The organism is Ruminococcus sp. YE282 (genome assembly GCA_900101355.1).
In the GTDB taxonomy this organism is placed as follows: Bacteria; Bacillota; Clostridia; order Oscillospirales; family Acutalibacteraceae; genus Ruminococcoides; species Ruminococcoides bromii_A.
The window spans coordinates 1-26,751 of record FMUV01000035.1 but is presented as its reverse complement, the minus strand read 5'-3'; the positions used below and the strand labels follow the sequence as shown (position 1 = coordinate 26,751).

General features: G+C 39.9%; 22 protein-coding genes and 1 pseudogene. 11 read left to right on the top strand and 12 right to left on the bottom strand.

Going from position 1 to position 26,751, the window contains the following annotated elements; all coding sequences use genetic code 11:
* The first annotated feature begins 14 nt into the window (after nucleotides 1–14).
* On the top strand, nucleotides 15–179 hold the full coding sequence (locus tag BLP46_RS10100; protein ID WP_318259585.1) for a transposase: 165 nt from the start codon (nucleotides 15–17) through the stop codon (nucleotides 177–179).
* Nucleotides 180–333: 154 nt separating this feature from the next.
* Here BLP46_RS10100 and BLP46_RS10095 read toward each other — a convergent pair.
* A pseudogene (locus BLP46_RS10095) lies at nucleotides 334–732 on the bottom strand (cupin domain-containing protein); the annotation flags it as partial.
* 737 nt (nucleotides 733–1,469) lie between these two features.
* Here BLP46_RS10095 and BLP46_RS10090 point away from each other — a divergent pair.
* A complete protein-coding gene (locus BLP46_RS10090) occupies nucleotides 1,470–2,978 on the top strand; it encodes a CHAP domain-containing protein (protein WP_167669244.1) in 1,509 nt (502 codons plus the stop codon).
* 271 nt (nucleotides 2,979–3,249) lie between these two features.
* Here BLP46_RS10090 and pheA read toward each other — a convergent pair whose 3' ends face one another.
* The 8 genes from pheA to BLP46_RS10050 form a co-directional block, all read right to left on the bottom strand.
* Nucleotides 3,250–4,383 carry a prephenate dehydratase gene (gene pheA, locus BLP46_RS10085; protein ID WP_092978651.1) on the bottom strand — a complete coding sequence of 378 codons (1,134 nt, stop codon included), beginning with the start codon at nucleotides 4,381–4,383 and terminating at the stop codon, nucleotides 3,250–3,252.
* 11 nt (nucleotides 4,384–4,394) lie between these two features.
* On the bottom strand, nucleotides 4,395–5,465 hold the full coding sequence (aroC, locus tag BLP46_RS10080; protein ID WP_092978650.1) for a chorismate synthase: 1,071 nt from the start codon (nucleotides 5,463–5,465) through the stop codon (nucleotides 4,395–4,397).
* Nucleotides 5,446–6,717: a 3-phosphoshikimate 1-carboxyvinyltransferase gene (gene aroA, locus BLP46_RS10075; protein ID WP_092978649.1), complete on the bottom strand. Its 1,272-nt coding sequence runs from the start codon at nucleotides 6,715–6,717 to the stop codon at nucleotides 5,446–5,448. The genes aroC and aroA overlap by 20 nt, the downstream gene beginning before the upstream one ends.
* Nucleotides 6,718–6,780: 63 nt before the next feature.
* A complete protein-coding gene (gene aroB / locus BLP46_RS10070) occupies nucleotides 6,781–7,830 on the bottom strand; it encodes a 3-dehydroquinate synthase (protein ID WP_092978648.1) in 1,050 nt (349 codons plus the stop codon).
* 15 nt (nucleotides 7,831–7,845) lie between these two features.
* Entirely contained in the window at nucleotides 7,846–8,676 is an 831-nt protein-coding gene (locus BLP46_RS10065; protein ID WP_092978647.1) for a prephenate dehydrogenase, read from the bottom strand.
* Nucleotides 8,677–8,745: 69 nt separating this feature from the next.
* Nucleotides 8,746–9,771, bottom strand: a complete 1,026-nt coding sequence (aroF, locus tag BLP46_RS10060; protein WP_092978645.1) for a 3-deoxy-7-phosphoheptulonate synthase — start codon at nucleotides 9,769–9,771, stop codon at nucleotides 8,746–8,748.
* Nucleotides 9,772–9,904: 133 nt separating this feature from the next.
* Nucleotides 9,905–10,411 carry a shikimate kinase gene (locus tag BLP46_RS10055; protein WP_318259584.1) on the bottom strand — a complete coding sequence of 169 codons (507 nt, stop codon included), beginning with the start codon at nucleotides 10,409–10,411 and terminating at the stop codon, nucleotides 9,905–9,907.
* A 42-nt stretch (nucleotides 10,412–10,453) separates the two neighbouring features.
* A complete protein-coding gene (locus tag BLP46_RS10050) occupies nucleotides 10,454–11,296 on the bottom strand; it encodes a shikimate dehydrogenase family protein (RefSeq protein ID WP_092978642.1) in 843 nt (280 codons plus the stop codon).
* Nucleotides 11,297–11,538: 242 nt separating this feature from the next.
* Between BLP46_RS10050 and acpP the strand changes: the two genes are divergently transcribed.
* The gene (gene acpP, locus BLP46_RS10045) at nucleotides 11,539–11,766 is read left to right on the top strand and encodes an acyl carrier protein (protein WP_092978641.1); all 228 of its coding nucleotides are present in this window, start codon (nucleotides 11,539–11,541) and stop codon (nucleotides 11,764–11,766) included.
* 212 nt (nucleotides 11,767–11,978) lie between these two features.
* On the opposite strand, the gene BLP46_RS10040 is transcribed toward acpP, so the two are convergent.
* Nucleotides 11,979–12,758: a C39 family peptidase gene (locus BLP46_RS10040; RefSeq protein WP_092978639.1), complete on the bottom strand. Its 780-nt coding sequence runs from the start codon at nucleotides 12,756–12,758 to the stop codon at nucleotides 11,979–11,981.
* Between the two features lie 258 nt (nucleotides 12,759–13,016).
* On the opposite strand from BLP46_RS10040, the gene BLP46_RS10035 reads away from it, so the two are divergent.
* The 3 genes from BLP46_RS10035 (at nucleotide 13,017) to BLP46_RS10025 (ending at nucleotide 18,308) form a co-directional block, all read left to right on the top strand.
* Nucleotides 13,017–13,586 carry a TetR-like C-terminal domain-containing protein gene (locus tag BLP46_RS10035; protein ID WP_092978638.1) on the top strand — a complete coding sequence of 190 codons (570 nt, stop codon included), beginning with the start codon at nucleotides 13,017–13,019 and terminating at the stop codon, nucleotides 13,584–13,586.
* A 242-nt stretch (nucleotides 13,587–13,828) separates the two neighbouring features.
* Nucleotides 13,829–15,925, top strand: a complete 2,097-nt coding sequence (locus tag BLP46_RS10030; protein WP_092978637.1) for an efflux RND transporter permease subunit — start codon at nucleotides 13,829–13,831, stop codon at nucleotides 15,923–15,925.
* Nucleotides 15,918–18,308, top strand: coding sequence for a hypothetical protein (locus BLP46_RS10025; RefSeq protein ID WP_318259583.1), 2,391 nt, complete (start codon nucleotides 15,918–15,920; stop codon nucleotides 18,306–18,308). The genes BLP46_RS10030 and BLP46_RS10025 overlap by 8 nt, the downstream gene beginning before the upstream one ends.
* A gap of 351 nt (nucleotides 18,309–18,659) precedes the next feature.
* Here the strand turns inward: BLP46_RS10025 and nrdG are convergent, their stop codons facing one another.
* Nucleotides 18,660–19,196: an anaerobic ribonucleoside-triphosphate reductase activating protein gene (nrdG, locus tag BLP46_RS10020; protein WP_092978635.1), complete on the bottom strand. Its 537-nt coding sequence runs from the start codon at nucleotides 19,194–19,196 to the stop codon at nucleotides 18,660–18,662.
* A complete protein-coding gene (gene nrdD, locus BLP46_RS10015) occupies nucleotides 19,196–21,391 on the bottom strand; it encodes an anaerobic ribonucleoside-triphosphate reductase (RefSeq protein ID WP_092978634.1) in 2,196 nt (731 codons plus the stop codon). Before nrdD ends, nrdG begins: the two co-directional genes overlap by 1 nt.
* Nucleotides 21,392–21,558: 167 nt before the next feature.
* Between nrdD and BLP46_RS10010 the strand changes: the two genes are divergently transcribed.
* From BLP46_RS10010 to BLP46_RS09990, 5 genes are all read left to right on the top strand, one after another.
* Nucleotides 21,559–22,185 carry a Crp/Fnr family transcriptional regulator gene (locus BLP46_RS10010; RefSeq protein ID WP_092978632.1) on the top strand — a complete coding sequence of 209 codons (627 nt, stop codon included), beginning with the start codon at nucleotides 21,559–21,561 and terminating at the stop codon, nucleotides 22,183–22,185.
* Between the two features lie 96 nt (nucleotides 22,186–22,281).
* Entirely contained in the window at nucleotides 22,282–24,495 is a 2,214-nt protein-coding gene (gene recD2, locus BLP46_RS10005; protein WP_092978631.1) for an SF1B family DNA helicase RecD2, read from the top strand.
* A gap of 10 nt (nucleotides 24,496–24,505) precedes the next feature.
* A complete protein-coding gene (locus BLP46_RS10000; protein WP_143000482.1) occupies nucleotides 24,506–25,147 on the top strand; it encodes a ComF family protein in 642 nt (213 codons plus the stop codon).
* Between the two features lie 92 nt (nucleotides 25,148–25,239).
* The gene (locus tag BLP46_RS09995) at nucleotides 25,240–26,250 is read left to right on the top strand and encodes a rod shape-determining protein (RefSeq protein WP_092978628.1); all 1,011 of its coding nucleotides are present in this window, start codon (nucleotides 25,240–25,242) and stop codon (nucleotides 26,248–26,250) included.
* 28 nt (nucleotides 26,251–26,278) lie between these two features.
* On the top strand, nucleotides 26,279–26,497 hold the full coding sequence (locus tag BLP46_RS09990) for a hypothetical protein (RefSeq protein WP_353961313.1): 219 nt from the start codon (nucleotides 26,279–26,281) through the stop codon (nucleotides 26,495–26,497).
* The last annotated feature ends 254 nt before the right edge of the window (nucleotides 26,498–26,751 follow it).

Genomic DNA, 26,751 nt, shown 5'->3' with positions numbered 1-26,751 from the left:
GAACGAACCGCTCGATACAAGCCGAAGGCACCTTTGGCGTCATCAAGTATGACCGTTGGTACAAACGAATGGTGCGAAAAGGTCAGCAAAGGGTTAAACTGGAGATTTATCTGGTTTCTATCGGGTTTAACCTCCACAAATTCTATAACAAGCAAAACAGACTCCAAAAGGCTGCGTGATATTCAAAGAGCTGTTCCTTTGGGGTAAGGGGAAACGTGCGGTTTTTTCAACATTTTTCCGCATAACTGCTGCAAAAAAGAGGGCGCTGTGAAGTCGGAAGCTTTTAGCTTCGTTTCTTCACAGCGCCTTTTGTCGTATTGGTAACTTTATATTTTAATCGCCCTGCTGCTCTGCTTCTTTTCTTGTTTTATGAACAGTGCCGAACGGATGCTGGGGTGGGGCATATATTGAATAAAGTTTTAGCGGAGTATTGCCGATGTTTATAATATTATGCCATGTTCCGGCGGGAACAATTACCGCAAAATTTCCGTTGATTTTAAAGGTTTCGCTTAAATTATTTTTACATTTCCCCATTTTTACAAAACCAAAACCGCTTTCAAGCCGTATGAATTGGTCAACTTCTGGGTGAATTTCAAGCCCTATTTCTCCGCCCCTCGGAATGCTCATCAATGTTACTTGCAAATGTTCTCCTGTCCACAATGTGCGGCGGTAAAACGGATTTTCCTTTGTGGCTTTGTTAATGTTTATTACAAGCGATTCGCCGCCGTAATCAACCTTTGTGTTGCTGCAGTCCTTATGTTTCAATTATTTCGCCTCCAAATGTTTTCAAATACATTATATGCTGTGTATATATCCCCGGTGAATATAACAGGGAATATGATGTACAAAAGCAGAAAAAAGAACAGAACAGCCGAAAATTCGACTGCCCTGTCCTTTGAAATGAATTGAGGTATTGTATCACAAACACACGTCAATCAACATTAATTGACGTTAGAGATAAGTGGTTTTGCTTATTAACCAAGCACTATAAGCGTTGCAAGATGTTTTTGAATATTAGTTGTATCAACAATATCAACTGTGCCGTTATGGTCTGTGTCGTAAGCCGCCAGATTAAGCGAGCCTTTGTCTACAAGACCTCAAAACAGAATTATTCTTAAAATTTATTTGTCGGTTTTATTTATTAATATAGTTAATATTTATATACACTGTAATTATACAGTTATTGTACCTACTTGTCAATATGTTTATAAATATTTAAACATAATATTAATTTATATATAAATTTTAGGTTTTGTAAGCAAGTGTATTCAGGAAATATATGGTAATAAGGCAATTGATTTTCTAATATAGAATAATAATCGCATTTAATAGCAAAAATATCAAAAACTTCGCATTATTTCCTGTTTTCCCCTTGATTTAATTGAATTTCTGTGTTACAATGACTTTACAATATGTTACAAAATGTAATTTATTGTGTAGCCGAATTTAGATTTAGAAAGGATGATTCATTGCATTACTTAAAGACAGAAAAGTCAAACGCAAAACGTATTCCTGCCATAATTTTAAGTATGGTTTTGTTATTTACAACTGTTTTGTCGGCGTCAATGATTACAAGTTCTGCGGCTTCTTTCAGCCCCAGATTTTCGGCTCCATCTTATGACAATCAGTATTATTACAGCAGCAAGAACATTTTTTACAGCGCAGGATACGGTATGCCAAACTGTACCGCTTATGCTTTTGGACGAGCATATGAAATCCTCGGTACAGAACCAAATCTGAGTCACGGCAATGCACAGGACTGGTACGGATATAACCAGGCAACCGGTGCATACAGCTACGGCTCTACTCCACAGGTTGGCGCAATTGCCTGTTGGTCATACAACGGCGGCGGTCATGTTGCTGTTGTTGAATCAATAGATAACGGAGTTGTAACACTGTCAAACTCCGCTTGGGCAAGCACAAACTTCTATCTTACATATGATTCAGTTTCCAATCCGGGTTCGTCAGGCAACAGCTGGTGGCATTTCCAGGGATTTATTTATCTTTTAAATAATTCCGGTGATTCAGGTGATTCCGGCGATTCTGACCCAATCGGAAAGGGCGATGAACCAAGTGTAAAGCCTACCGATGATTATTCAACCGGTACATATCAGGTTAACGTTGACTCAACTCTCAATATGAGAAGCGGAGCCGGCACTAACACAGGTTGGGTAGCTTCTGTTCCAAACGGAACTATGCTCAACATTACGCAGATTGATTCCGATTCTAACTATGTTTGGGGTTATACCACATACAACGGCGTAAGCGGTTGGGTAGCTCTTGAATATTGTAACTATATCGGAAACACACCTGTTCAAGACCCGACAGAAGCTTCTGAAGATGTTGAAGAAACAACATCAGAGGTTGTTGAGGATACAACTTCTGCTCCGGAAGAATCTGCAACAGATCCAACTCAGGAGGCTACTGAAGAAGTAACCGAAGCATCTACTGCACCGCAGGAAGATAAGGCAAACTACGTTCTTTATTTCGCATATAACGATTCTGAAGAAACAGGCGTTTACCCGCTCCAGAGTGCAGACCAGACTGCAACAGTAGAGCTTAAAGCCGGAGAGTATTCAATATTTATGAAGGCTGATAATCAGACTATAAGTTCAACGTATACTCTTAAGCTTGAGACTACAAGTGAAGTAAGTGTTGCATATGATGCGGCTAATGACTATTTTGATATTCACGTGACCGCAATTGAGGAAACACCTTCTACCGAAAACACTTCTCCAACAGCAGAAACTGAAGCTACAACAGCAACAGTAAATTCAGTATCAACTGCTGATACGGCTACAAATGATTCTGCTTCCGCAAATACAGGTTCAAACAGCACAAGCGGTAATGCTTCTGCAACAGGCTCAAACGGAAATGTTCAGACAGGCGGCAACGTTCAGGTTGAAGCAATGCTTCTGCTCACATTCTCTGTTTCATCACTTGCTGTATTGTGGTTCAAACGCAGATTATTCTTTTAATGCTTTAATCGGAATTAAAATTAAAAAGCATAACACAAAGGACTGACATTTTAAATGCCAGTCCTAATTTTTTGTTTTATATATTCTGTTTAAATAATTTGTTGCGCTTAGATTATATTGCAGTTAATCATTGGCAGTTTTTAAGTTGAATTACGGATAAAAATGTGGTTAAAAAAAGTATGATTATAATCTGCAATCGGCATTATAATCATACTTTTTGAATTATTAATCTCAGATTGATATTAGTTTAAAAATAAATTTCTAAAATAAATTATATACAGCTTTCGGAGTAGTTTCCCAAAAAGCTGAATTCAGGCATTTCTTCTCCAAGCTGGCTGATAAGTTCAATTACATTTGCGCTGTGTACATTGCCGGAAAAATCAAGATAAAACAGATACTCAAATTCCTTGCCTTTTCTCGGACGTGATTCGATTTTAGTAAGGTTAAGTCCCAGTGAATTGAATCTACACAACAAACTGTACAGTGAGCCGGTGACATGGGGAAGAGAGAAGCAAAGGCTTATCTTGTTTGCGTCCTTTGTAATGTACAATTTTTTGGAAATTACAATAAACCTTGTTGTATTGTCTTTGTTATCCTGAAGATGATTGTCAAGAATTTTCAGGCCATATTCCTCGGCTGCCTTGTAAGGGCAAATTGCTGCAACATTAAGACGTTTTTCTTCTGCAACATCACGTGCGGCAATGGCAGTGTTGGCACACGGAGTGGACTTAAAGTCGTTGCGTGCGATGTAACTTGCACATTGTGAAAGAGCCTGGGGATGCGACCATACAATCTCAATATCTGAAAAATCAGACTGTTTTAATCCGCCAAGGCAGTAATCAATTGGCAGGTCAAGGGCACCGACTATGTAAAATCTGTGTTTTAAAATAAGGTCATAAACGGTTGAAACTGAACCTGCGGTGGAATTTTCAACGGGAAGAACTCCGAATTTTACTTCACCCTTGTCAACCGCTTCAAAAACATCTTCAAAGCTTTTGTAAGGAACGGCATTTCCATCGGGAAACAGCTTTAGCGTTGCTTCGTGGCTGTTTGCGCCTTTAATGCCCTGATATGCAACTTTTATGCCTGTCTTTTCAATTATATTGTCTGCGTTTAAAATTTCGTTTCTGAGCGATTCACCGCTGCATACAATGTTATGTTGCAAGGCACGTGAAAGTTCCATAATGTTTGAATACAGCAGTCTTGCATGAGCGCCGTATTCTCCGCCTCGCTTTTCAACCTCGTCAAGAATCTCGTTTTCACGTTTTTCGTTCAGTACGGGAATGTTATTTTCTTTTTTGTAATATCCAACTTCTTTTGCACAGTCCATTCTGCGTTTAAAAAGTTCAATAAGCTGATTGTCAATGTTGTCTATATCAGCTCTTATTTCACTTAAATCTCTCATAAAAAATATCCTCAGATTAAATTAATAATTGCAATTGCCGTAACTGCTTCAATTACAGGTACAGCCCGAGGAACAATGCAGGGGTCGTGCCTGCCGTGAATTTCAAGCTCGGCGTTTTCTTTTGTCTGCAAATTAACCGTTCTTTGCTTTTGAGCAATTGATGGGGTTGGCTTTATTGCCGCTGTGAATAATATCGGCATACCGTTTGTAATTCCGCCTAAAATTCCGCCGCAGTTGTTTGTTTCCGTAACAACCTTGCCGTCTTTGTATCTGAATGCGTCGTTTGACTGAGAACCACGCATTTTTGAAAGCTCAAATCCTTTGCCGAATTCAATGCCTTTTACGGCAGGAATTCCGAATACAGCCTTTGCAATAACACCCTCAACGCCGTCAAACATCGGCTCGCCAAATCCGGCTTCAATACCTGTTACGGCACATTCAATCGTTCCGCCCACACTGTCAAGACTCATTCTTGCGGCCTCGACAGCATCACGCATTTTTGATTCAACGCTGTCGTCAATTACGGTAAATTGCATATTGTTAAGTTTATCTGTCAATTTATCGTCGATTTCAATCGGATTAAATTGTTTGTCGAACACATCGCCTATGCTGTTGATATGTGCGGCTATTTTAATGCCCTTTTGCTCTAAAATTTGTCTGCAAACAGCTCCGGCAAATACTATCGGAGCCGTAAGTCTTCCAGAAAAATGACCTCCGCCGCGAATATCGTTGCTTGCTTTGTACTTAACAAATGCCGTGTAGTCCGAGTGTCCGGGACGTGGGCAGGCAAGCAGGTTACTGTAATCACCGCTTTTGGTGTTGGTGTTTTCAATCACAGCGCAAAGAGGAGCACCGGTGAGTGTGTTTTCAAGCATACCCGAAATTACTTTCGGAAAGTCTTTTTCAAGCCTTGGAGTAGCGGTTTTGTCCTTTCCGGGTGCACGCCGAGCCATTTGAACAAGAACCTTGTCCATATCTATTTTTACTCCCGCCGGCAGCCCGTCAATAACAACGCCGATACCGTTGCCGTGGCTTTCACCAAAAACAGAAATTTTAATTTTTTCACCGTATGTCGAGGACATCCGCTTTTCCTCCAATGCTGTTGTAGTCGTTAAAAAATTCGGGATAGCTCTTATTTATGCTCATTGCATCGGTGCATAGTATTTCACCGTCAAGTCCGGCGGCACAGGTTGCTGCCGACATTACTATTCTGTGGTCGTTAAAACCGTTTGTGTTTCCCCCCGAAAGCTTTGGCACGCCTGTGATTTCAAGCCCGTCCTCAAGCTCATTTACATTGCCGCCAAGGCTGTTTATAAGTTCAGCCGTGGTTTTGAGCCTGTCGCTTTCTTTGATTCTCAGTCGCTGTGCATTTATTATTCTTGTTACACCCTCTGCAAAGTTTGCGCATACGGCAAGAACCGGCACAAGGTCGGGAATTTGCGAAGCGTCTATTGTTATTGAGTGCAAAGGCTGTGACTTAACCGTTACGCTGACGTCGGTCTGAATTACTTTTGCACCAAACTGTTCCAGCAGATTAACGATTTGTTTGTCGCCTTGAGCGGAGCTTTGGTTTACATTTTCTACGGTTATTTCTCCGTTTATTGCACCGCTGACCATAAAAAATGCAGCCTGAGACCAGTCGCCGTCCGTTGTGTAGTTATGCGGAATGTATCTTTGTCCGCCGTTTATGTGCCAGCCAAAATCGGTTTTCTGTACTTCAACGCCGAATTTTGACATTGTACGAATTGTCATATTAATATATCCTGCACTTTCAACAGGTGAGGTCAGGACAATATCGCTGTCGTTTTTAAGCAATGGAAGTGCAAACAGCAGTCCTGTTATGAATTGTGAGCTTACGTTGCCCGGAACTTCAAATCTTCCGCTTTGAAGTTTTCCCGAGATTCTTAACGGCAATCCGCCTTCAGTTTCGCAGTTTACGCCTTTTTGCGGCAAAATATCGGTGAAAATTCCGATTGGTCTTTGCGGAAGTCTGCCTTTGCCTACAAATTTGGCTTTTACTCCTCCGAGGGCTGCAACCGGTATAAAAAATCTCAATGTGCTTCCGCTTTCGCCGCAGTCAAGCAGAGCGGTTCTGTTTTCAAAAAGTTCGGTTCCGTCAACAGTCAAAACACCGTCTTTTATCGACGTTACAGCGCCCAACGCCTCAATACAGCCTATTGTAGCCTTAATGTCGTTTGACAGGACAACAGGAGAAATAGTGCATTTTCCGCGTGATAATGCCGCACATATTATTGCGCGGTGAACATCGCTTTTTGACGGTGGGGCAGAGACGCTGCCGCTTGGTGTGAACGGTAAATATCTTACGTTTGCCATAATGCCTCCAATCCGTGCTTTGCTATATTAATACGATTGTGTAAAACAAATTTTTTATAAAAATCAGGTAGTTATAAAATCTTCTAATTTATCAAGTTCAATTTTTTGGGTAAAGCTGTCGCCGATTTTATTGAGCAGAACAAGGTTAATTGAATTACCCGACGCTTTTTTATCGTTTTTTGCCGCATTTGCCATTTCTGCAAAGCTTGCCTTGTCGGTTGTCGGCAGTCCGTACTTATGGCATACCGCTGTAATTTCATCGGCAGTACCGCTTTCGGTTATACCTTGGTTTTCGCCTGCCTTTGCAATAAGCACCATTCCTATTGCAACAGCCATTCCGTGTGTAATTCCTTTAAAGTTGCACAGTTTTTCTATTGAGTGACCGAGCGTGTGACCAAAATTGAGGAGCATACGCTCGCCTTTTTCTTTTTCGTCTCTGTTGACAACATCACGTTTTATTGAAACACAGGTTTCGATAACATCTTCAATATGGTCAAGGGCATTGGTATCTGCAAGGTTTTGGAAAAACTCTGCGTCTTTAATGCAGCCGTATTTTATTACCTCAGCCATACCGTCGCAAATAAATTTGTCGCTGAGTGTTGATAAAGTGTCCGGGTCAATCAGCACGGCAATCGGCTGATGAAATGCGCCGACAAGGTTTTTGCCATACGGCAAATCAACACCGGTTTTTCCGCCAACCGAAGAATCAACCTGTGCCAATAAGGATGTGGGAATCTGGACAAAATCAATGCCCCTCAGATATGTTGCAGCCGCAAAGCCTGCCATATCTCCGGTTACTCCGCCGCCGAGCGCAACAACAAGGTCTTTGCGTGTCATATTAAACTGAGCAAGGGTATCGTACATATCTGAAATTGACTTTAAGTTTTTTGATTCCTCGCCCGCTTTAAAAATATGAACCTTTGGCTGAAATCCGCATTTTTCAAGTGAATTCAGTACCCTCCACTGATATAAAGGAGCAACGTTTGAATCTGTAATTACGGTTATTTTTTCAGCTTTTGAAATTTTGCTGATGTATTCGCCGCAGTTGTCGATTATTCCTCTTTCGATAAAAATGTCATAAGGCTTTCCTGTGTCAACATGAACCGTTTTCAAGAAAAGCACCCCTTTCTATTCCCCAAGGGCTTCCTTAACCTTGTGTCCCTGTTCAAGCAGTTCTGCAAGGGCTTGTCTGTCCTCTGATTTTATTGCATTTATGATTTTAGTAATATTTTCAATCAAAATATCAAGTTCCTCAACCAACGGTTCTTTGTTTTCAAGAAACAACTCGCTCCAAAGTTTCGAATTGATGTTTGCAACCCTTGATACATCACGATAGCTACCTGCCGAAAATCCGTTGTGATTTGGGCAGCACGGGCTGAGAACATAGGAGCACGCAAGAACATGCGGAAGTTGAGAAGTAAACGCAATCATTCTGTCGTGTTCTTCGGGAGTTGTTATCTTGATTGTTGTAAAACCTATTGATTTTGCAAGCTCTGACAAAAGGTCAATGTACTTTTGATCTGCTCCGCATGGAGTTATTATATAGCTTGCATTTTTATACAAATCCGCATCGCTGACATCAAAGCCGTTGGTTTCCTTGCCAGCCATTGGATGACTTCCGAGAAACACAAAGCCAAATTCTTTGGCAAGTGCGCTGAGCTGAGGACAAATTGCCCTCTTGATTCCCGACGCGTCTGTAACAACCGTTCCTTGCTTTATATGCTTGCCGTATTTTTTAATAAAATCAACATCTGCCTGCGGATACATTGCAAGGATAATCAAATCGGCATTGCCAAGTGTTTCGGGTGTTCCGATTTCATCAATTGCACCCACTTCAAGGGCTTTTTGGGCAGTTGACTGCGTGCGGTTAATACCGATAATGTGATGATTTGTATATTTTTTAAAGGCCTTGCAAAAACTTCCGCCTATTATTCCAAGTCCGATTACAGCAATATTCATTGCTAAATCCTCCAGTTATTAATTGCAATTCCGCATTAAGCAAATTGCAACTTTTATATTACCTACAAATTAATCGTTTTTTGTTATTGAGTCCATTGATTTCTTGAGCGCAAATACCTTTTTTGCAACCGTGTCAAACTGCTTTGGTGTAAGCGACTGAGCACCGTCAGAAAGTGCATGCGGCGGGTCGTTGTGAACCTCAATTATCAATCCGTCTGCGCCTGCGGCAACAGCTGCCATTGCGAGCGGCTCAACAAGCCATGATTTGCCCGATGCGTGACTTGGGTCAACAATAACAGGCAGATGAGAAAGCTTTTTGATAATCGGAATTGCCGAAATGTCAAGTGTGTTGCGGGTGAAAGTTTCATATGTGCGTATTCCTCTTTCACAAAGCATAACTTTGTCGTTTCCGCCTGCCATAATATATTCTGCACTCATAAGCCATTCCTCAATTGTTGCTGAAAGACCTCTTTTGAGCAGGATTGGCTTGTCTATTTTTCCAAGTTCTTTTAAAAGCTCGAAATTTTGCATATTTCTTGCGCCTACCTGAATTATATCAACGTTTTCAAACATATCAATATGGGAAGCACGCATGATTTCTGTTACGATTGGAAGTCCTGTTTTTTTTCTTGCAATTTTAAGAAGGTCAAGTCCCTCGGATTTTAATCCCTGAAAAGCATACGGTGAAGTACGGGGTTTAAAAGCTCCGCCTCTGAGCAGGGTTGCACCTGAAGCTTTTATGTCTTTTGCTATCTGAACAATCTGGCTTTCGCTCTCAACAGAGCAAGGTCCTGCCATAATATGCAGACTTCCGTCGCCGATTGAAACATTGTCGTTGATTTTGATTACCGTGTTGTCAGGGTGAAATTTTCTGTTTGCTTTCTTATATGGCTCCTGAACTCGCTTTACACTTTCGACAATATCCTGTGCATCAATGTATTCAATATCAATTTTTGTGGTATCGCCAATCAAACCAAGTACGGTAGACTGAACGCCGTCCCACTTGTTTACTTTTACATCATAATCTTCTTTAAGTTTTTGGGTGAATTTTATAATTTGTTCTTCTGAAGCCGATGGCTTTAATACTATAATCATATCCTAATATCCTTTCAATCCGTAAATTCTTGCTTTAAACATAGAATTCCGCATATATTTTACCACTTTAAAGTGCCGTATTCAATAGTAAAATATTAACGGAATATAAGAATGTTTCTGTTAAATATTGAATTTATTTTTGTCTTACCGCTTCAACGATTGCTTCCGCTGTCTTTTTTGGAGTTCCTTTGCCTGAGATAACTATGTCTGCGGCTGACTTATATAGCGGCAGACGCTTGTTATAAAGTTCCTCCATTGCCTTGTCTTTGTCCGGACGTTGAAGAAGCGGACGCTTTGTGTCATTGCGAAGTCTGAATTTTATAGCTTCCAGCGGAATATCCAACAAAACAATTTTGTCTATTCCTTTAAATACGTTTACATTCCTTTCAAATGTAAACGCTCCGCCGCCTGAAGCAATAATCAGGTTGTTCATTTGGGCAAGCTCTTTGCAGGCTTCAAATTCCATATCTCTGAAACTCTGTTCGCCGTATTTATCAAAAATTTCAGATACGGTCATATTTTGCTTCTGTTCAATAAAGGCATCCATATCAATAAATTTTCTGTCGGTAATACGCTCAATATTTTTGCCAACAGTGGTTTTTCCGCAGCCCATAAAGCCGCATAATACAATATTGTTCATATATTTCTCCAAGGTTGTTTGCATTAGGTTGACGGTTAAATTTTATCTGTTTTTCAGTTCGTTTGAAGAGTCAATGCACAGCTTGGCAATATCATATTTATCATAAAAAGAACCGTCCCACTTTTCGTGTGATACGACTGCCTGCCATACAAGCATTGCCATTCCGCCCTCGGCTTTTGCGCCGTTAGCCTTTGCTTTTTTTATCAGCACGGTTTCAAGCGGATTATACACTGCGTCGAAAACATTTGCGCAGCGGTTAATTATGCTGTCTGAAATTGGCTGATTATCCACCTTCGGAAACATTCCGACAGGTGTTGCGTTAACAAGCAAATCAATGTCGCCGGAAAGTTCTGAAAGTCTGCAAAATTCAACATTTGAGTCAGGAAGCGTTTGTTTAATTTCTTTGCAAAGGTTCTTTGCGATTCCAATGTCGTCATCACGCACGGCAAAGAGAAGCGGGAGATTTTTGAGAACCACTTCATATGCCATAGTTCTTGCAACTCCTCCGCAGCCCAAGATTACAATCCTACCTCTTATCGGTATTTCTGCGGCTTCAAGAGCCTTTAAAAATCCGTCAGGGTCGGTTGTGTATCCTGTTGCAATTCCGTTGCGGTTAGCTACTGTGTTTACGCTGCCGTACATTTTGGCTTTGTCGTCAATTTGGTCAATTAACGAAATTATGTTTTGCTTATGAGGAATAGTAATATTATAACCGTCAAGCTTTGACAGAGTGTTTTTATATTCCTCGGCAAGGTTGTCGGGCGATATATCAAGCTTTGTATATTCAGCCTCAATCCCTGCAAGTTCAAAAAGCCTTTTATGAATAAACGGCGACATTGTGTGTCCAATAGGATGTCCGATAACAGCAAATTTTTTTGTACTCACAAATAACTCCTCCAAATTTAAGTATTATGTTATGCAAATTTTAAAATTTAAAGTTAAAACTATGCAAAATAAAAAAATTTGATAAAAATTCAAATTTGATATTGACAAAGCGGTAAATTATAAATAATATTATCTAAGAAGGAAATCTAATTTTTTCCTTTCAAACCATTGTAGCATAAAATATGTGCTTTTGTCTATAATTACAATGGGCAGAGTTCAAGAATTTTTTGTAGGAGGATTTTATGGTTTTAGAAAAAGTTAAGGCAATTCTTGCCGAACAGTTTGACGTTGAAGAGGATAAGATTACTGCTGATACAGATTTGCAGGAAGACCTCGGTGCTGATTCACTTGACGTTGTTGATTTGCTTATGTCTATCGAGGACGAATTTGAAGTAGAAGTTCCTGATGAGGAGATTGAAAATATCAAGACAGTAGGCGCTCTTGTTTCTTACATTGAGGCAAATTCATAATTTAGATTGTTACTTTGGCAAGGTCGGACTTCCGATCTTGCTTTTGTTTTATGCAATATTATTTTTATTGCACTTAAAACTAATTATATCCATATAGTATACTAAAAAGGCACCGCACATTTTGCATTGTGTGGTGCCATTAATTTATGGTAATATTTTGATATAATAATAAAATTATACAAAGTTATAGATTTTGCTGTTTATAATAATTTCTACTGAAGCACTATTGCTTGTTTTCCTACCTGAGAATATCTTTCTTCGGCAACCGCCTTTTTGGCAACGGTTACTTTTTCAGCCACCGAATCGTTAAAATAGTAATTGTCTTCATCGTAGCCCACTAAAACCATACAGTGCTCATTTTGAAGCCATGATACAGTGTCACCGATTTTTACTTTTGAGTTTTCGTCAACATAATCAACTATCCACGTTGACTTTACATACGGCTCTTGCATATATGTAGTTACCCAAACCATTGCCGGAATGTCATTGTCAATATAATTTTTGCAAATGTCATCAAGTTCAACATTAGAAAGGGCTTGAGCTCTTTTATCGGTTTTCTGTGTTTCAAGATATTTATTCATGGATTTTGCCATTGCAGGCGCATTTACGCCCCAACCAGTATAGACATCTCCGGCAAAAGCCGCATTCATATCCGGACCGTACAGGTTTCCGTCCTCACCATACGCAACGGGGTAAGTGATAAGATAATTCTGTGCAAATTCAAACTCGTCAATACTAAAATTATAGTAATTTAACAGCATCGTGCAGGCATATGTTTCGCACGCTGCGCGCAGTTCGTTCTGGGCAATTATCGGAACTCCGCTGATTTTGTGCGAGGTCGGTGCGGTTGTTCCTTCAACTGTTGTCTCCGTTAAAGAATCGTCATTATTTTGTTTGTTGTCAGGCAGACAAATCATTGCAAGAATGAATGTTAATAATACAAATCCGCCCGTAATATAGCAGCGCATTGTGCGTATTCTAAATCTAAACATCCCATTAACCTCAAAATAAATTCTAATGGTATAATACCACAAATAAAAGTGATAGACAATAGTTTTGGTTGTACATCTTAAAATTTTAAAATCTATAATCAGCCTTTCAAAGCGGAGGATTATTAAGAATTAAACAAATAAATTACAATTTATAGAAATGTAATTGCAAAACCGCGGTTAATATATATTTTCTTGAAAAAATGCCTGTTGTATGCTATACTATTATAGCGAATTTAAAAATCCATTGGGGGTGAGGTATTGGCTGCATTTACTAAGGACGCAATTAAACATTCCTTTATGAAATTGCTTAACGAAAAACAACTTAACAAAATTACCGTTAAAGATATTGTTGAGGACTGTGGGATAAACCGCAACTCCTTTTATTATCATTACAACGATATACCGTCACTTTTGGAAGAAATTCTTAATGAGCAGGCGGATATGTTAGTCAGTGTTTCGGGTCCTTCCACGATTTATGACTGCATTCTTTCTGCAATTGATTTTGCCACTCAAAACAAAAAAGCTATGTTGCATATATTCAACTCTCCTAACCGTGAGATGATTTACAGCTACATAAACAGAGTTTCTCAACGTGCGGTTTCCGAATATATCGACAAATATGCTGTTGATTACAATATAAGCGAACACGATAAACAAGCGATAATTATGTACTACAAAAGCCTTTTGATTGGTTTTTTGGTGGATTGGCTGAGCAGTAATATGAAATACGATTTGAAAGACGAGATTTCAAGAATTTGTGAGCTGTTTGAGGGTTCAACCGAAACCGCGTTTATCAGGAGTTCTAACGAACAAAGCCTTAAGGGCTGATAGGGCAAAGTGCTTTGTAATTAATCGTTTGATTTTATTAATAAAAAATTTAATCAGTTTTTACAATTTTTGTACACAACATTTTCGCCATATATTGTTATATAAATCTTAATATATGTACTTTTTCAGACAAATTTATTTTTGTGCCTAAAAATAGGTCACGGAAATAAATTTGTCTGTTTTATTTTTCTCGAAACGTAATATAATTGCAAGTGGTAAGAAAACAGAAGGGAGTACATAAGATGAAATTTGCAAAAGCGATTGTAAAAAGTCGTTTTGTAATCCTAATCGTTTCCCTCGCTTTGCTTGTGCCTGCGGCACTCGGAATGATATTTACTCGTACAAATTACGATATGTTGAATTATCTTCCGGATGACCTTGAAACGGTACAAGGTCAGCAGTATATGCTTGACGACTTTGGCAAGGGTGCATTCTCATTTTTGATATTTGAGAATGTCGACGATAAGGATATCGTCAAAACAGAAGAGAAAATAAAACAGGTTGACCACGTAGATACCGTGCTTTGGTACGATGATATTGCGGATCTGTCAATCCCAAAGGAGATTCTGCCTGACAAGATTTACGATGCGTTTAATTCCGGCGACGAAACACTGATGGCTGTTTTCTTTGACACCTCAAGTTCAGCCGATGAAACTATGGACGCAATATCGGAAATCAGGTCGATTGCCGGAGACCAATGTTTTGTATCCGGTATATCTGCGATGGTAACAGACCTTAGAGATTTGTGTGAACGAGAAGAAGCAATCTATGTTGCAATTGCGGTTATACTTGCGGTTATTGCAATGATGATATTTATGGACAACTGGATTATCCCATTTGTGTTCCTTGCAAGTATCGGAATCGCAATTCTTATAAACCTCGGTTCAAACTACTTTATGGGTGAGATTTCATATATAACCAAGGCGTTGGCTGCGGTTCTTCAGCTTGCTGTTACAATGGACTATTCAATCTTCTTGTGGCACAGTTACGGAGAGCAAAAAGGAATCTATCCTGACCACAAACAGGCTATGGCTGCTGCAATTCACGAGACCTTCCGTTCGGTAATAGGAAGTTCTGTTACAACAATTGCAGGCTTTATTGCACTTTGCTTTATGACATTTACTCTTGGTCGTGACCTTGGTATTGTAATGGCAAAGGGTGTTTTAATTGGTGTCATGGGATGTGTAACGATTCTTCCGTCACTTATATTAATCCTTGACAAACCGCTTGAAAAGACAATGCATAAGTCGTTGATTCCGTCAACTAAAAAACTTGCAACCGGACTTGTAAAAATATTCCCGGTGTTCCTTATTCTTTTTGCTGTGATTGTCGGTCCTGCATATTACGGATATGACAAAACCAACGATGAAGTTTACTACGATTTGTCGGAAAGTCTTCCTGAAGATATGTCAAACGTAATTGCAAACACAAAACTTAAAGAAGATTTTGGCTTAGGAACAACAGAAATGGTTCTTGTTGATTCAAGTCTTCCGGCAAAAGATGTTCGCAAGATGACAAAAGAGATGGAAAGCGTTGACGGCGTAAAGACGGTTCTCGGACTTGAAAGCGTAGTAGGTTCAATGATTCCTGAAGATGCGCTGCCTGAGTCAATTACAAGTATATTAAAGGGCGACAGATGGGAGCTTATGCTGGTAAGCTCAGAATATAAAACCGCTTCTCCCGAAGTAAGCGAACAGCTTAAAACCCTTAATTCAATTATCCATAAATACGATGAAAGCGGTATGCTGATTGGCGAAGCCGCACTCACAAATGACCTTATAGATATTACCTCGGTGGACTTCCAGGTTGTAAACACAATTTCAATAATTGCAATCTTTATCATAATTGCATTGGTTGAAAAGAGTATAAGTTTGCCGTTTATACTTGTTGCGGTTATTGAATTTGCAATATTTATTAACCTCGGTTTACCGCATTATATGGGACAGTCGCTTCCGTTCATTGCTCCGATTTGTATAAGTACAATTCAGCTTGGCGCAACGGTTGACTATGCTATTTTGATGACGACCAGATACAAAAAGGAACGTTCGCTCGGTAACGATAAAAGGACTGCGGTTACCACCGCTCTTGAGACATCAATTCCATCCATAATTATAAGTGCTATGGGATTGTTTGCGGCAACAATCGGTGTTTCAATTTATTCGGAAGTTGATATGATTGGTTCTTTGTGCGCTCTTATGGCACGCGGTGCAATCATCAGTTTGTTCTGTGTAGTTCTTGTTTTGCCGGCAATGTTTATGTTGTTTGACAAGGTAATAGGAGCTACAACATTAGGATTTAAGCCCAAGAAAACTAATACGGAGGTAAAAGTTGATGCGTAACTTAAATATAAAAAAGCATTTGCCAAAGGTTTTGTCCGGAGTTTTGAGTTTGACAATCCTTTGCAGTATGATAGGCGTTGCTTCATATTCTGCCGGCGCTGAGGTTTCGGGTAAGACAACCAAGACTGAAGCTGCTTCAAGCAAAGATAAGGACAGTTCAAGCAAGGCTAAGTTAAATAAAAATGAGACAGTTTATGTTCTTGCAGACGCAAACGGTTCGGCAAAGAAAGTAATCGTAAGCGATTGGATTCAGAATACCGCAAAAGCCGATAAGTTTACCGATGTCTCAAATCTTAACGATGTTGAAAATGTAAACGGCGATGAGACATTTACAATTAACGAAAAAAATATGTATGAGTGGAATGCTGACGGCAATGATATTTACTATCAGGGCACAAGCTCAGGCGAGCTTCCTGTCGGTGTAAACGTAACATACAAGCTTGACGGAAAAACCGTAAAGCCTGATGATCTTGCAGGCAAGAGCGGCAAGGTAACAATGCGTTTTGATTATTCCAACAGACAGTATGAAGAAGTAAAGATTGACGGCAAAAAAGAAAAAATATATGTTCCGTTTGTAATGATTACCGGAATGATGCTTGACAATGATTCTTTCAAAAATGTTGAGGTTTCAAACGGCAAGATTTTGAACGACGGTTCACACACGTATGTTGCAGGTTTTGCGCTTCCGGGAATGCAGGACAGCCTGAACTTGGACAAAGATTCATTTGAAATTCCCGATTATGTTGAGATAACAGCGGATGTTGAAGATTTCCAGCTTTCAACAACTTTGACCCTTGCAACAAACGATATGTTCAGCAACGTTGATTTCTCAAAGCTTGATGACAAGATGGATGAACTTGACAGCAAGCTCAGCGAACTTACAGACGCTACAAATCAGCTCATCGACGGTTCTTCGGAACTTTATAAAGGACTTAATACATTGCTTGATAAGTCACAGGAACTTGTTGCCGGTGTTGATAAACTTTACAGCGGTGCAAGCCAAATCAAAGACGGTGCTGCAAGCCTTGACAGCGGTGCTTCCGAGCTTTCCGACGGTGCTGCAAGCCTTGACAACGGCGTTGGTACCCTCCAGGGTGGCGTTAATCAGTTAGACAACGGTGCAAGCTCACTCGACAGTGGCGCAGGTCAACTTTCTAACGGTGCATATTCACTTGACGCAGGTGTTTCTCAGCTTCAGGGTTATATCGCCGAACTTTCAGACGGACTTTCAACAATTTCCGGCAACAGCACTGCACTTAAAGCAGGTGCAAAGCAAGTATTTGAAACACTTCTTGCAACAGCAGACAAACAGATTGCAGCAGCAGGACTTACTGCCGATAAACTTACAATTGATAATTACCAAACAGTACTTGGCGCACTTATCGGTTCATTGAGTGAGGACAACGTAAGACAGGTTGCTTATGACAAGGCTTTAGCTCAGGTAACAGAGACAGTTAAAAGCCAGTCAATCACAATTCGTTCAGGTGTTGAAAACGAGTACAGAAAACAGGTAACTGAGGGCGTGCTTGCTGCGGCAGGAATGTCAATGACCTATGACCAGTATGAAGCAGCAGTTGCAGCAGGTTCAATTTCCGAAGATGTGCAGGCACAGATTTCACAGAGCGTTTCTTCACAGATGAGTTCTTCTTCAACACAGGCTGCAATCGACAGCCTTACACAGACTCAGATTCAGTCATTGATTGATAAGAATATGCAAGGTGAAGAAGTACAGTCCGGTATAGAAGAGGCTGTTCAAAAGGCAAGCGCAGGCAAAGCTGCACTTGAAGCTTTAAAGACACAGCTTGACAGCTATAACGAATTTTATCAGGGAATTTTGAGTTACACAGCTGGAGTTGACCAGGCTAATGCAGGTGCTCAGCAAATTCTTGGCGGCACATATTCTCTTAAAGACGGTTCAAGCTCACTTGCAAGCGGTGCTTCGGACCTTAAGAACGGCACATCAAGCTTGAAGAGCGGAACTTCCGACCTTAAGAGCGGTGCTTCTGATTTGAAGAACGGTTCTTCAACGCTTAAGAACGGTACCGATACACTTAAAAACGGCACATCAACACTTGCAAGCGGAGCAGTATCATTGTTTGACGGTATTGCAAGTCTTAAAGACGGCGGCAGCCAGTTGCTCAGCGGTGTTAAACAGCTTGCCGATGGTTCTATGACTCTGAATAAAGGCCTTAAACAGTACAAAGAAGAGGGCGTTGATGTAATTGTTGACGCAGTAAACGGCGATGTTAAAGGACTTGTAAACAGACTTAAAGCCATTTCAAATGTTTCAACCAACTATAAGTCATACAGCGGTATTTCCGATGATATGGATGGTAAGGTTGACTTTATATTCAAGACAGATTCCGTAGAAACAGACGACTAAAGTTTTATTAGCTTTTCTGTTACTTCCTACCAAAATGGGCGCACATCATAACGATGTGCGCCCATTTAATATATTATATGCAATGCTTTGCTTGTAAGTACTGCTAAAGCGTTAGACTATTTAAGAATTTTAGTGAGATATTATAATTTTCACGAAAGTTTTTATGCAACATTCGTTGCCTCAGAGGCAGTAACTATTTGTCCTTGGGTTTATATTATATATAGAAAAGGAAGTTTTTTATTTTAAACAAATGCAAATAGATTTATATAAAGAATCGGGCGGCTCTGTAAGAACCGTCCGATAGCTTTGAATATGGAATTTAAAGTATATGTTGTTGTAAAATATTGAAGGTTATATTCTTCCGCTTTGGGGTTCATATAATACAATCTGACCCTTTGCGATGGATTTTTGAACATCAATGATTCTTTGATTTGTTGAACCCTTGAATTGCAGACTGATGTCATAAAGTTCTTGAACAAATTCACCGTCAACAAGCACATCAATCAGCGACAGCATTTCATCTGTATATTCGCACCTTGCACGGCTTTCTGATTTAAGTTCCTTGTCAAAAAGATAACCTGTATAGCACCATACGCTTTTTTGAGGGTATTTGTCTTTAATGCGTCTTAAGAACGGAAGCAGCACCTTTTGATTTTGGGGTTCAAACGGTTCTCCTCCCAAAAGGGAAAATCCGTCTATATAATCGGGGGCAAGCTCTTCAATGATTTTGTCCTCAATTTCCCTTGTGAACGGTTCTCCAAAGTCGAAGTCCCAAGTTTCGGCATTGAAGCAGTTTTTGCAGTGATGTGTGCATCCCGATACAAAAAGGGATACTCTTACACCCTCGCCGTTTGCAATGTCGCAGTTTTTAATTTCTCCGTAATTCATCAGAGGTGAAGCACCCTCTCTTTAATTTCCTGTGTTCGTCCCTGATTCCAGAACTGTGTTCCGATGTAGCCGCAGGTTCTTCTTGCAACATTCATCTTGTCCTGGTCACGGTTGTGGCAGTTTGGACATTCCCAAACAAGCTTTCCCTCTTCTTCAACGATTTGTATTTCACCATCGTATCCGCATACCTGGCAGTAGTCGCTCTTTGTGTTAAGCTCAGCATACATAATATTATCGTATATAAATTTGATAACCTGCAAAACAGCCTTGATATTGCTCTGCATATTGGGTACTTCAACATAGCTGATTGCTCCGCCGGGGGAAAGAACCTGAAATTCTGACTCGAGTTTTAGCTTTTCAAAAGCATTTATATTTTCTGTTACGTGAACGTGATAGCTGTTGGTTATATAGTTTTTGTCTGTAACTCCCTTGATAATGCCAAAACGTTTTTGCAGGCATTTTGCAAATTTATATGTTGTGCTTTCAAGCGGAGTACCGTAAATACTGTAATCAATGTTTTCCTCTTCTTTCCATTTTGTACAGTATTCGTTAAGTTTGTGCATAATTTCAAGTCCGAGTTGTTTGCCCTCTTCTTCGGTGAGCTTTTTGCCGTTAAGACTGTAAACACATTCCCACAATCCTGCATAACCGAGTGAAATTGTTGAGTATCCGTCATACAGCAGTCTGTCAATCGGTTCTCCTTTTTTTAGTCTTGCAAGCGCACCGTATTGCCAGAGAATCGGCGCAGCGTCTGACAGTGTGCCTTTAAGTCTTTCGTGACGGCAGCGCAGCGCACGGTGGCACAAATCCATGCGTTCGTCAAATATCTTCCAGAATTTGTTCATATCCCTGTTTGCACTCAAACCGATATCAACAAGGTTTACCGTTACAACGCCCTGATTAAAACGACCGTAATATTTATGTTTGCCTTCTTCGTAATTTTGTGCGTTTGCAATGTTACCCACGCCTGCGTCTGTGAATCTGTCAGGTGTGAGGAATGAACGGCAACCCATGCAAGTGTAAACGTCGCCTTTAAGCTCAAGCATAACCTTTTCTGAAATATAATCGGGCACCATTCTTTTTGCCGTACATTTTGCCGCAAGCTCGGTAAGGTACCAATACTTGCTGTCCTCGGTTATGTTGTCTTTTTCAAGTACATATATAAGTTTAGGAAATGCAGGTGTAATCCACACGCCTGCTTCATTTTTTACGCCCTGATAACGCTGCTTGAGCGTTTCTTCAATAATCATAGCAAGGTCGCTTTTTTCTTGCTCGTTTTTAGCCTCGTTAAGATACATAAATACGGTTACAAAAGGAGCCTGTCCGTTTGTGGTGAGCAATGTTACAACCTGATACTGAATAGTTTGAACGCCTCTGTTTACTTCTTTGCGTAGGCGTTTTTCAACTATATCGTTCATTTTTTCTTCAGAAACGTCTGCACCAAGTTCTTTTATTTCAGCGATTGTTTCTCTGCGTATCTTTTCTCTTGAAATTTGAACAAACGGTGCAAGATGAGCAAGACTGATGCTTTGTCCGCCGTACTGATTGCTTGCAACCTGAGCGATAATCTGTGTTGCGATATTGCAGGCTGTTGAAAAGCTGTGCGGCTTTTCAATCAGTGTGTCGCTTATTACGGTTCCGTTTTGCAGCATATCTTCAAGATTTACAAGGTCACAGTTATGCATATGCTGTGCAAAATAATCCGAATCATGAAAATGAATGATTCCGCGTTTGTCAGCCTCCACAATATCTGGCGGAAGCAACATTCTGTTTGTAAGGTCTCTGCTTACTTCACCTGCCATATAATCACGCTGAACGCTGTTTACGGTAGGATTTTTGTTTGAATTTTCCTGCTTAACTTCCTCATTGTTACATTCAATAAGAGAAAGTATGCGGTTATCGGTAGTGTTTGCCTTGCGGACGAGCGAACGTGTGTAGCGATATCTTACATATCGTCTTGCAAGTTCAAAAGCACCCTTTGACATAAGCTGGTCTTCAACCATATCCTGAATTTCTTCAACAGAAACCGCTCTTTTAATTTTGTTGCATTTATATTCCACATAGTCTGCAATATCATAGATTTGTTCATCTGTCAAAAACGGTGTGTCGGATGAATTGTTTGCTTTTTTTACAGCGTTTACAATTTTTGCAATGTTAAACTCCTCCTCGGAGCCGTTGCGTTTAATGATTCTCATAGCTGTCCCTTCTTATACTTCTTGTGTTTAATATCCTAATTTATAAGTACGTGATACATTATACAACAGAAAGATTTATTTATCTGTTGCACAAGCAACTTTATTATGTTATAATAACAACATATTGTGGATATTAAAAAATATAAACACACTATGAGGTGGTTGCCGTGTTCGATTTTTCAAGTGATTTAGGGCTCGCAAAGTCAGATTTAATGGGACTAAACGAGTGTTTTGCACCTGTTGAGCGCAAGTATAACAAAGGTGAAATAATCACAATATGTGCTCCCGAAAATGACTTTGTCGGGATTGTAAAAAGCGGAATTGCCTACCTTGCCACAATGAATACCGAGGAACAAAGGCGCATAACCGATTTTTACCGAAGCGGCGATTACTTCGGCGTACATTTTTTGCCGAACACCGACAATAAATCCTTTTATGTTTATGCCAAAACAAAATGTACGGTGGATTTCATAAAATATGACAAACTGATTAATTGTTGTGAAAAGCATTGCAAAAAACATTCGTTGCTGATTGACAGGGTATTGTCGCAAAATATCAGGAGAACAGTTGAGCATATAGATGTTATCGGACAACGAACTCTGAGAAGCAAGTTGCTTTCATTTCTTGAATATATGAAACAGGATTATGGCAAATCTACCTTTACAATGCCGCTTCCTTACTCTGATTTGGCGGATTATCTCGGTGTTGACCGAAGCGCAATGATGAGAGAAATAAAAAAACTGAATGAAGAAAAATTGATTTTTACAAACAAACGAAAAATTACGCTTCTTTAAGTGTGCTCAGATATTGAGTGTTGTTAGTCCAAACAAGTTGTTTTGTTGTGAAGAATGAGATATAATTAGAAAAGTAAAATTTTAAGGATAATGTCTATGAACAGCAATAATATGCTCCAGCTTGAGGGAGCAGTTGAAAATATTGTGTACCGAAACGAGCAAAACGGTTATACCGTTCTTGAGATTGCCGACGGTGAAGACCTTATAACCGCAGTGGGAATTATGCCGCAGGCGAGCGTCGGCGACACCGTAAATCTTACGGGATTTTTTATTACCCATAAAACATACGGCAAACAGTTTTCGGTTAGTGTGTGTGAAATTTGCCGTCCAACCGAAAGTGCGGATATATTAAAATACCTTTCTTCCGGCGCAATAAAGGGTATCGGAGCAGTAACGGCGCAAAGGCTTGTGTCTGAATTTGGAGAGTCAACGCTTGATGTTATGGAAAATCAGCCCGACAGAGTGGCAAGACTCAGAGGAATTACAGAGAGCAAAGCGTTGGCTTTTTCCGCCCAGCTTAAGGCAAACACGGGTGTGAGAACGTTAATGTTATTTTTGGGTGAGTATGGCATTTCAAATACCTCCTCGGTAAAAATTTATAATGCATTCGGTGCAGGCTGTGTTGAAAAAATAAAAGAAAATCCGTATATTTTGTGCAGCGGAGAATTTGGAGTAACATTTGAAAATGCCGATTTTATTGCAAAACGTGAGAATCTTGAAGCAGAGAGCAATGTTAGACTTCGTGCGGGTATTACATATGTTTTAAAACACAATGAGCAAAACGGACACACCTGTTTGCCAAAGAACAAGCTGATTGAAATTTCGTCACGGCTTCTTCAGGTGAATCCTGAGCTTGTAGCCGGATGTATGGATGAGATGATTTTTGACCGTTCCGTAATAGGCGACAAAATCGGCGATGAAGACTTTGTATTTACAACACAACTCCATTTGATTGAAACTTATATCGCTTCACGAGTAAAAATGATGCTTGAGTTTGATGCGGAAAAAATCGACGATATTGAACAGGAAATCAAAATTTGCGAAAAAAATGACGGAATAGAGTACGCCGAGCTTCAAAAACAAGCTGTTACCTCTGCCTTGACTGAGGGAATGTTGATTCTTACGGGTGGTCCCGGAACCGGAAAAACAACAACGTTGAATGCAATTATAAATATACTTAAGCGCAAGGGCAAGAAAGTACTTTTATCAGCACCAACTGGGCGAGCCGCACAAAGAATGAGCGAGGTTACAGGAGATGAAGCCAAAACCCTGCATCGTATGCTTGAAGTCAGCTGGGATAAGCAGGATAATCCGGTGTTTAACAAAAACGAGCGCAATCAGCTTAAGTGTGACGCACTTATTATTGACGAAGTGTCTATGGTTGATTCCTATATATTTGAAAGTGTGATGCGTGCTTTGCCGCTCGGGTGTCGTCTTATACTTGTCGGCGACTCCGACCAGCTTCCGTCGGTCGGTCCGGGTAATGTTCTTGGCGATTTGATAGAAAGCGGAGTTGTTCCCGTCATAAGACTCAACGAAATTTTTCGTCAGGCGCAGAAAAGCCTTATAGTCACAAATGCACATAAAATTGTAAACGGAGTAATGCCGGATTTAAAAAAGGTTGACAAGGACTTTTTCTTTATATATAAGTCCGACAAAACTTCGGGAGCGGAAACCATACTTGATTTATGCTCCGAAAGGCTCCCAAAGGCTTACGGGTACTCACCTTTGGAGAATATTCAGGTGCTTTCGCCGTCCAAAAAGGGTGAACTCGGTACTGCCGAACTTAACCGAAAGCTTCAGGCACGACTGAATCCCAAATCGGATGATAAGGCTGAGGTTACAATCGGCTCAAGAACTTTTCGCACAGGCGATAAAGTTATGCAAATAAAAAACAATTATGATATAAGCTGGTATAAGGATAACGGCGAAACCGGTGAGGGCATTTTTAACGGTGATATAGGAATTATTCAAAACATAGATAAAAAATCTAAGTCAATCAAAATAAATTTCTATGATAAAACCGCTGTGTTGACCTATGATTATGCTTCCGAGCTTGATTTTGCATATGCAATAACCGTTCACAAAAGCCAAGGAAACGAGTTTGACGCGGTAGTTATTCCGATGTTTTCCGGTCCGCCGCAGCTTTATTATCGTAATCTTTTATATACGGCTGTAACAAGAGCAAAAAAAACACTTATTCTCGTGGGAGTGCCTCAGACTGTTGAATATATGGTCAATAATAACCGCAGAACAAAAAGATATAGCGGATTAAAGGAATTTTTACAACGTGCCGACACAATATATTAATGGTAATAAATTGAAAACCCATATTAAAAATCTTATTTTTCCTGTAAGATGTCCGTACTGCGGAAATGTCATATTAAGCGATGAATATGCCTGCAAAAATTGCATAGGGCAATTTCCAAAGTCGTATTATAAGAAATACGCCGCAGGCGGCTATCAATGTGTTTCGCCATTTCCGTATAGTGGGATTTTTAGCCGTGGGGTTAAAAATTTCAAATTTAACAGAAATAAAAACTACGCTAAGCAGTTTGCGGTTGTGATGTGTCAATGCATTTCAAAAAACTATTATGACTGCAGTTTTGATATTGTAACCTGTGTGCCCATGCACAAAAAGATGATAAGAAAGCGTGGGTACAATCAGGCTGAATTGCTTGCAAGGGAATGTTCAAAAATTTTGGGAGTACCGTATTATGATACTCTCGAAAAGTTTAAAATGAATAAACCACAGCATTCCGTCAGTGCAAAAGAACGTGAAACTAACGTCAAAGGTGTTTTCAGGGCAATTGATAAAAATTGCGTTGCAGACAAAAATATACTTATAATAGATGATATTATAACTACCGGAAGTACCTTGGGCGAATGTGCGAAAATACTGACAAAAAGCGGGTGCAAAACCATATGCTGCGCAGCCCTGTGCAGCGTTGAAATCGACTGATATCTGCTTGAATATCAACGCATATTATAATATAATATTTAAAAAGTGATACAGATAAGAAATCAGAAATACCTGTATAAGGATGCGAATATATGGATATAGCAATTGATTTGGGGTCTGACAGAACCCGAGTGTTTATAGAAAATAAAGGAAAAGTTCTTGATGAGGCGAGCGTAATCACATATGATATTGACACCGGAGAAATTTATGCCGTTGGCAATGACGCCTATGATATGATTGGGAAAACTCCGGTTGGAATAAGAGCGGTTCACCCGCTTGACAGCGGAGTTATAGCACAATCGGGACTTGTTGAAGATATGGTATCAATACTTTTGCAAGAAGTTTGTACTGTAAAAGTAGTTAAACCAAGAGTGGTAACAGCAATTCCGTGTGATTTGACCGAAGTTGAAAAGCGTGCAATGGTTAACGCCGTCAGCACATTTGGCGCACGAGGAGTCTATCTTATTGAAAGTCCCAAGGCGGCTGCGCTTGGCTGCGGAATTGACATAACAAGTCCGCACGGAGTTTTGGTTGCAGATATCGGAAGCGGAACAGCTGATATTGCAGTCATTTCGCTTGGAGGAATTTCGGTTTCTAAAAGTGTTAAGCATGCAGGAAATGCAATGGACGCCGAAATTATAAAATACATCAGAAAAAAATACGGTCTCATTATAGGAACAAATATGGCGGAAGCCTGCAAACAAGCAGTTGGTTGTGTAATAACACCGACTGAAGAAAAAACTTTTAAAGTAAAAGGCAGAGATGCGGTCAGCGGTCTGCCGAGATTTGTTATGGTTACCTCTTCTGAAATAAAAGAGGCTATTGAAGAAATCGCAGACGGAATTGTCGGAGCGATAAAAGATGTGCTTGAAAGCACACCGCCTGAACTTATAGGGGATATTTATACCGACGGAGTTATTCTGACGGGAGGTCTTGCAAAGCTCGGCGGATTTGCAAGAAAGGTAAGCGAAGCCACACGATTGAGAGTTAGGGTACACAAGTACTCGGAGGATTGTGTAATTATGGGCTGCGGCAAAGCGATGAAGTATATCGGAGCCGCAGATGCGGAAAACGGTATTTCACCGATATTGGTAGCGTATTAAAATTAATATATAATATATTGAGGGTGATATGATGAAATCAATACTTATAAAGGACACAACAAAGGAAGAAAGAATTGAGATTGTAAAAAAATCTCTTTCAGCCTGCGGAACAGAATGCGAATTTTGCAACGGCTGTGATAATATGGGCGGCGGAAGAGTCGATACTATATATCAGCCTTATATTGACGGCGAAAAAGAAATCTCACAAATTAATGCCGAATTTAACAGCGGATTAGTAAGAGGTTAAGATTTAATTTTTAAAAGTTTTTTCGAATTTTTTAATTTTCTGAGAATATTCTTCAGATAAATACGTTTTAAAAAGCCGCATAAAACCTGGGTTTTTAAAAAAATTTCAAAAAAATTTAAAAATTTTGAAAAAAGGGTTGACAATAAGGACGTTGTTGTGTATAATAGCAAATGTTCGGTCGAGCGAAACGCCAAAACGAAGCGGACAAGACGCTGAGGAAGAGGCGAGAGAAAGCGCTTGAGAGAACAACAGGA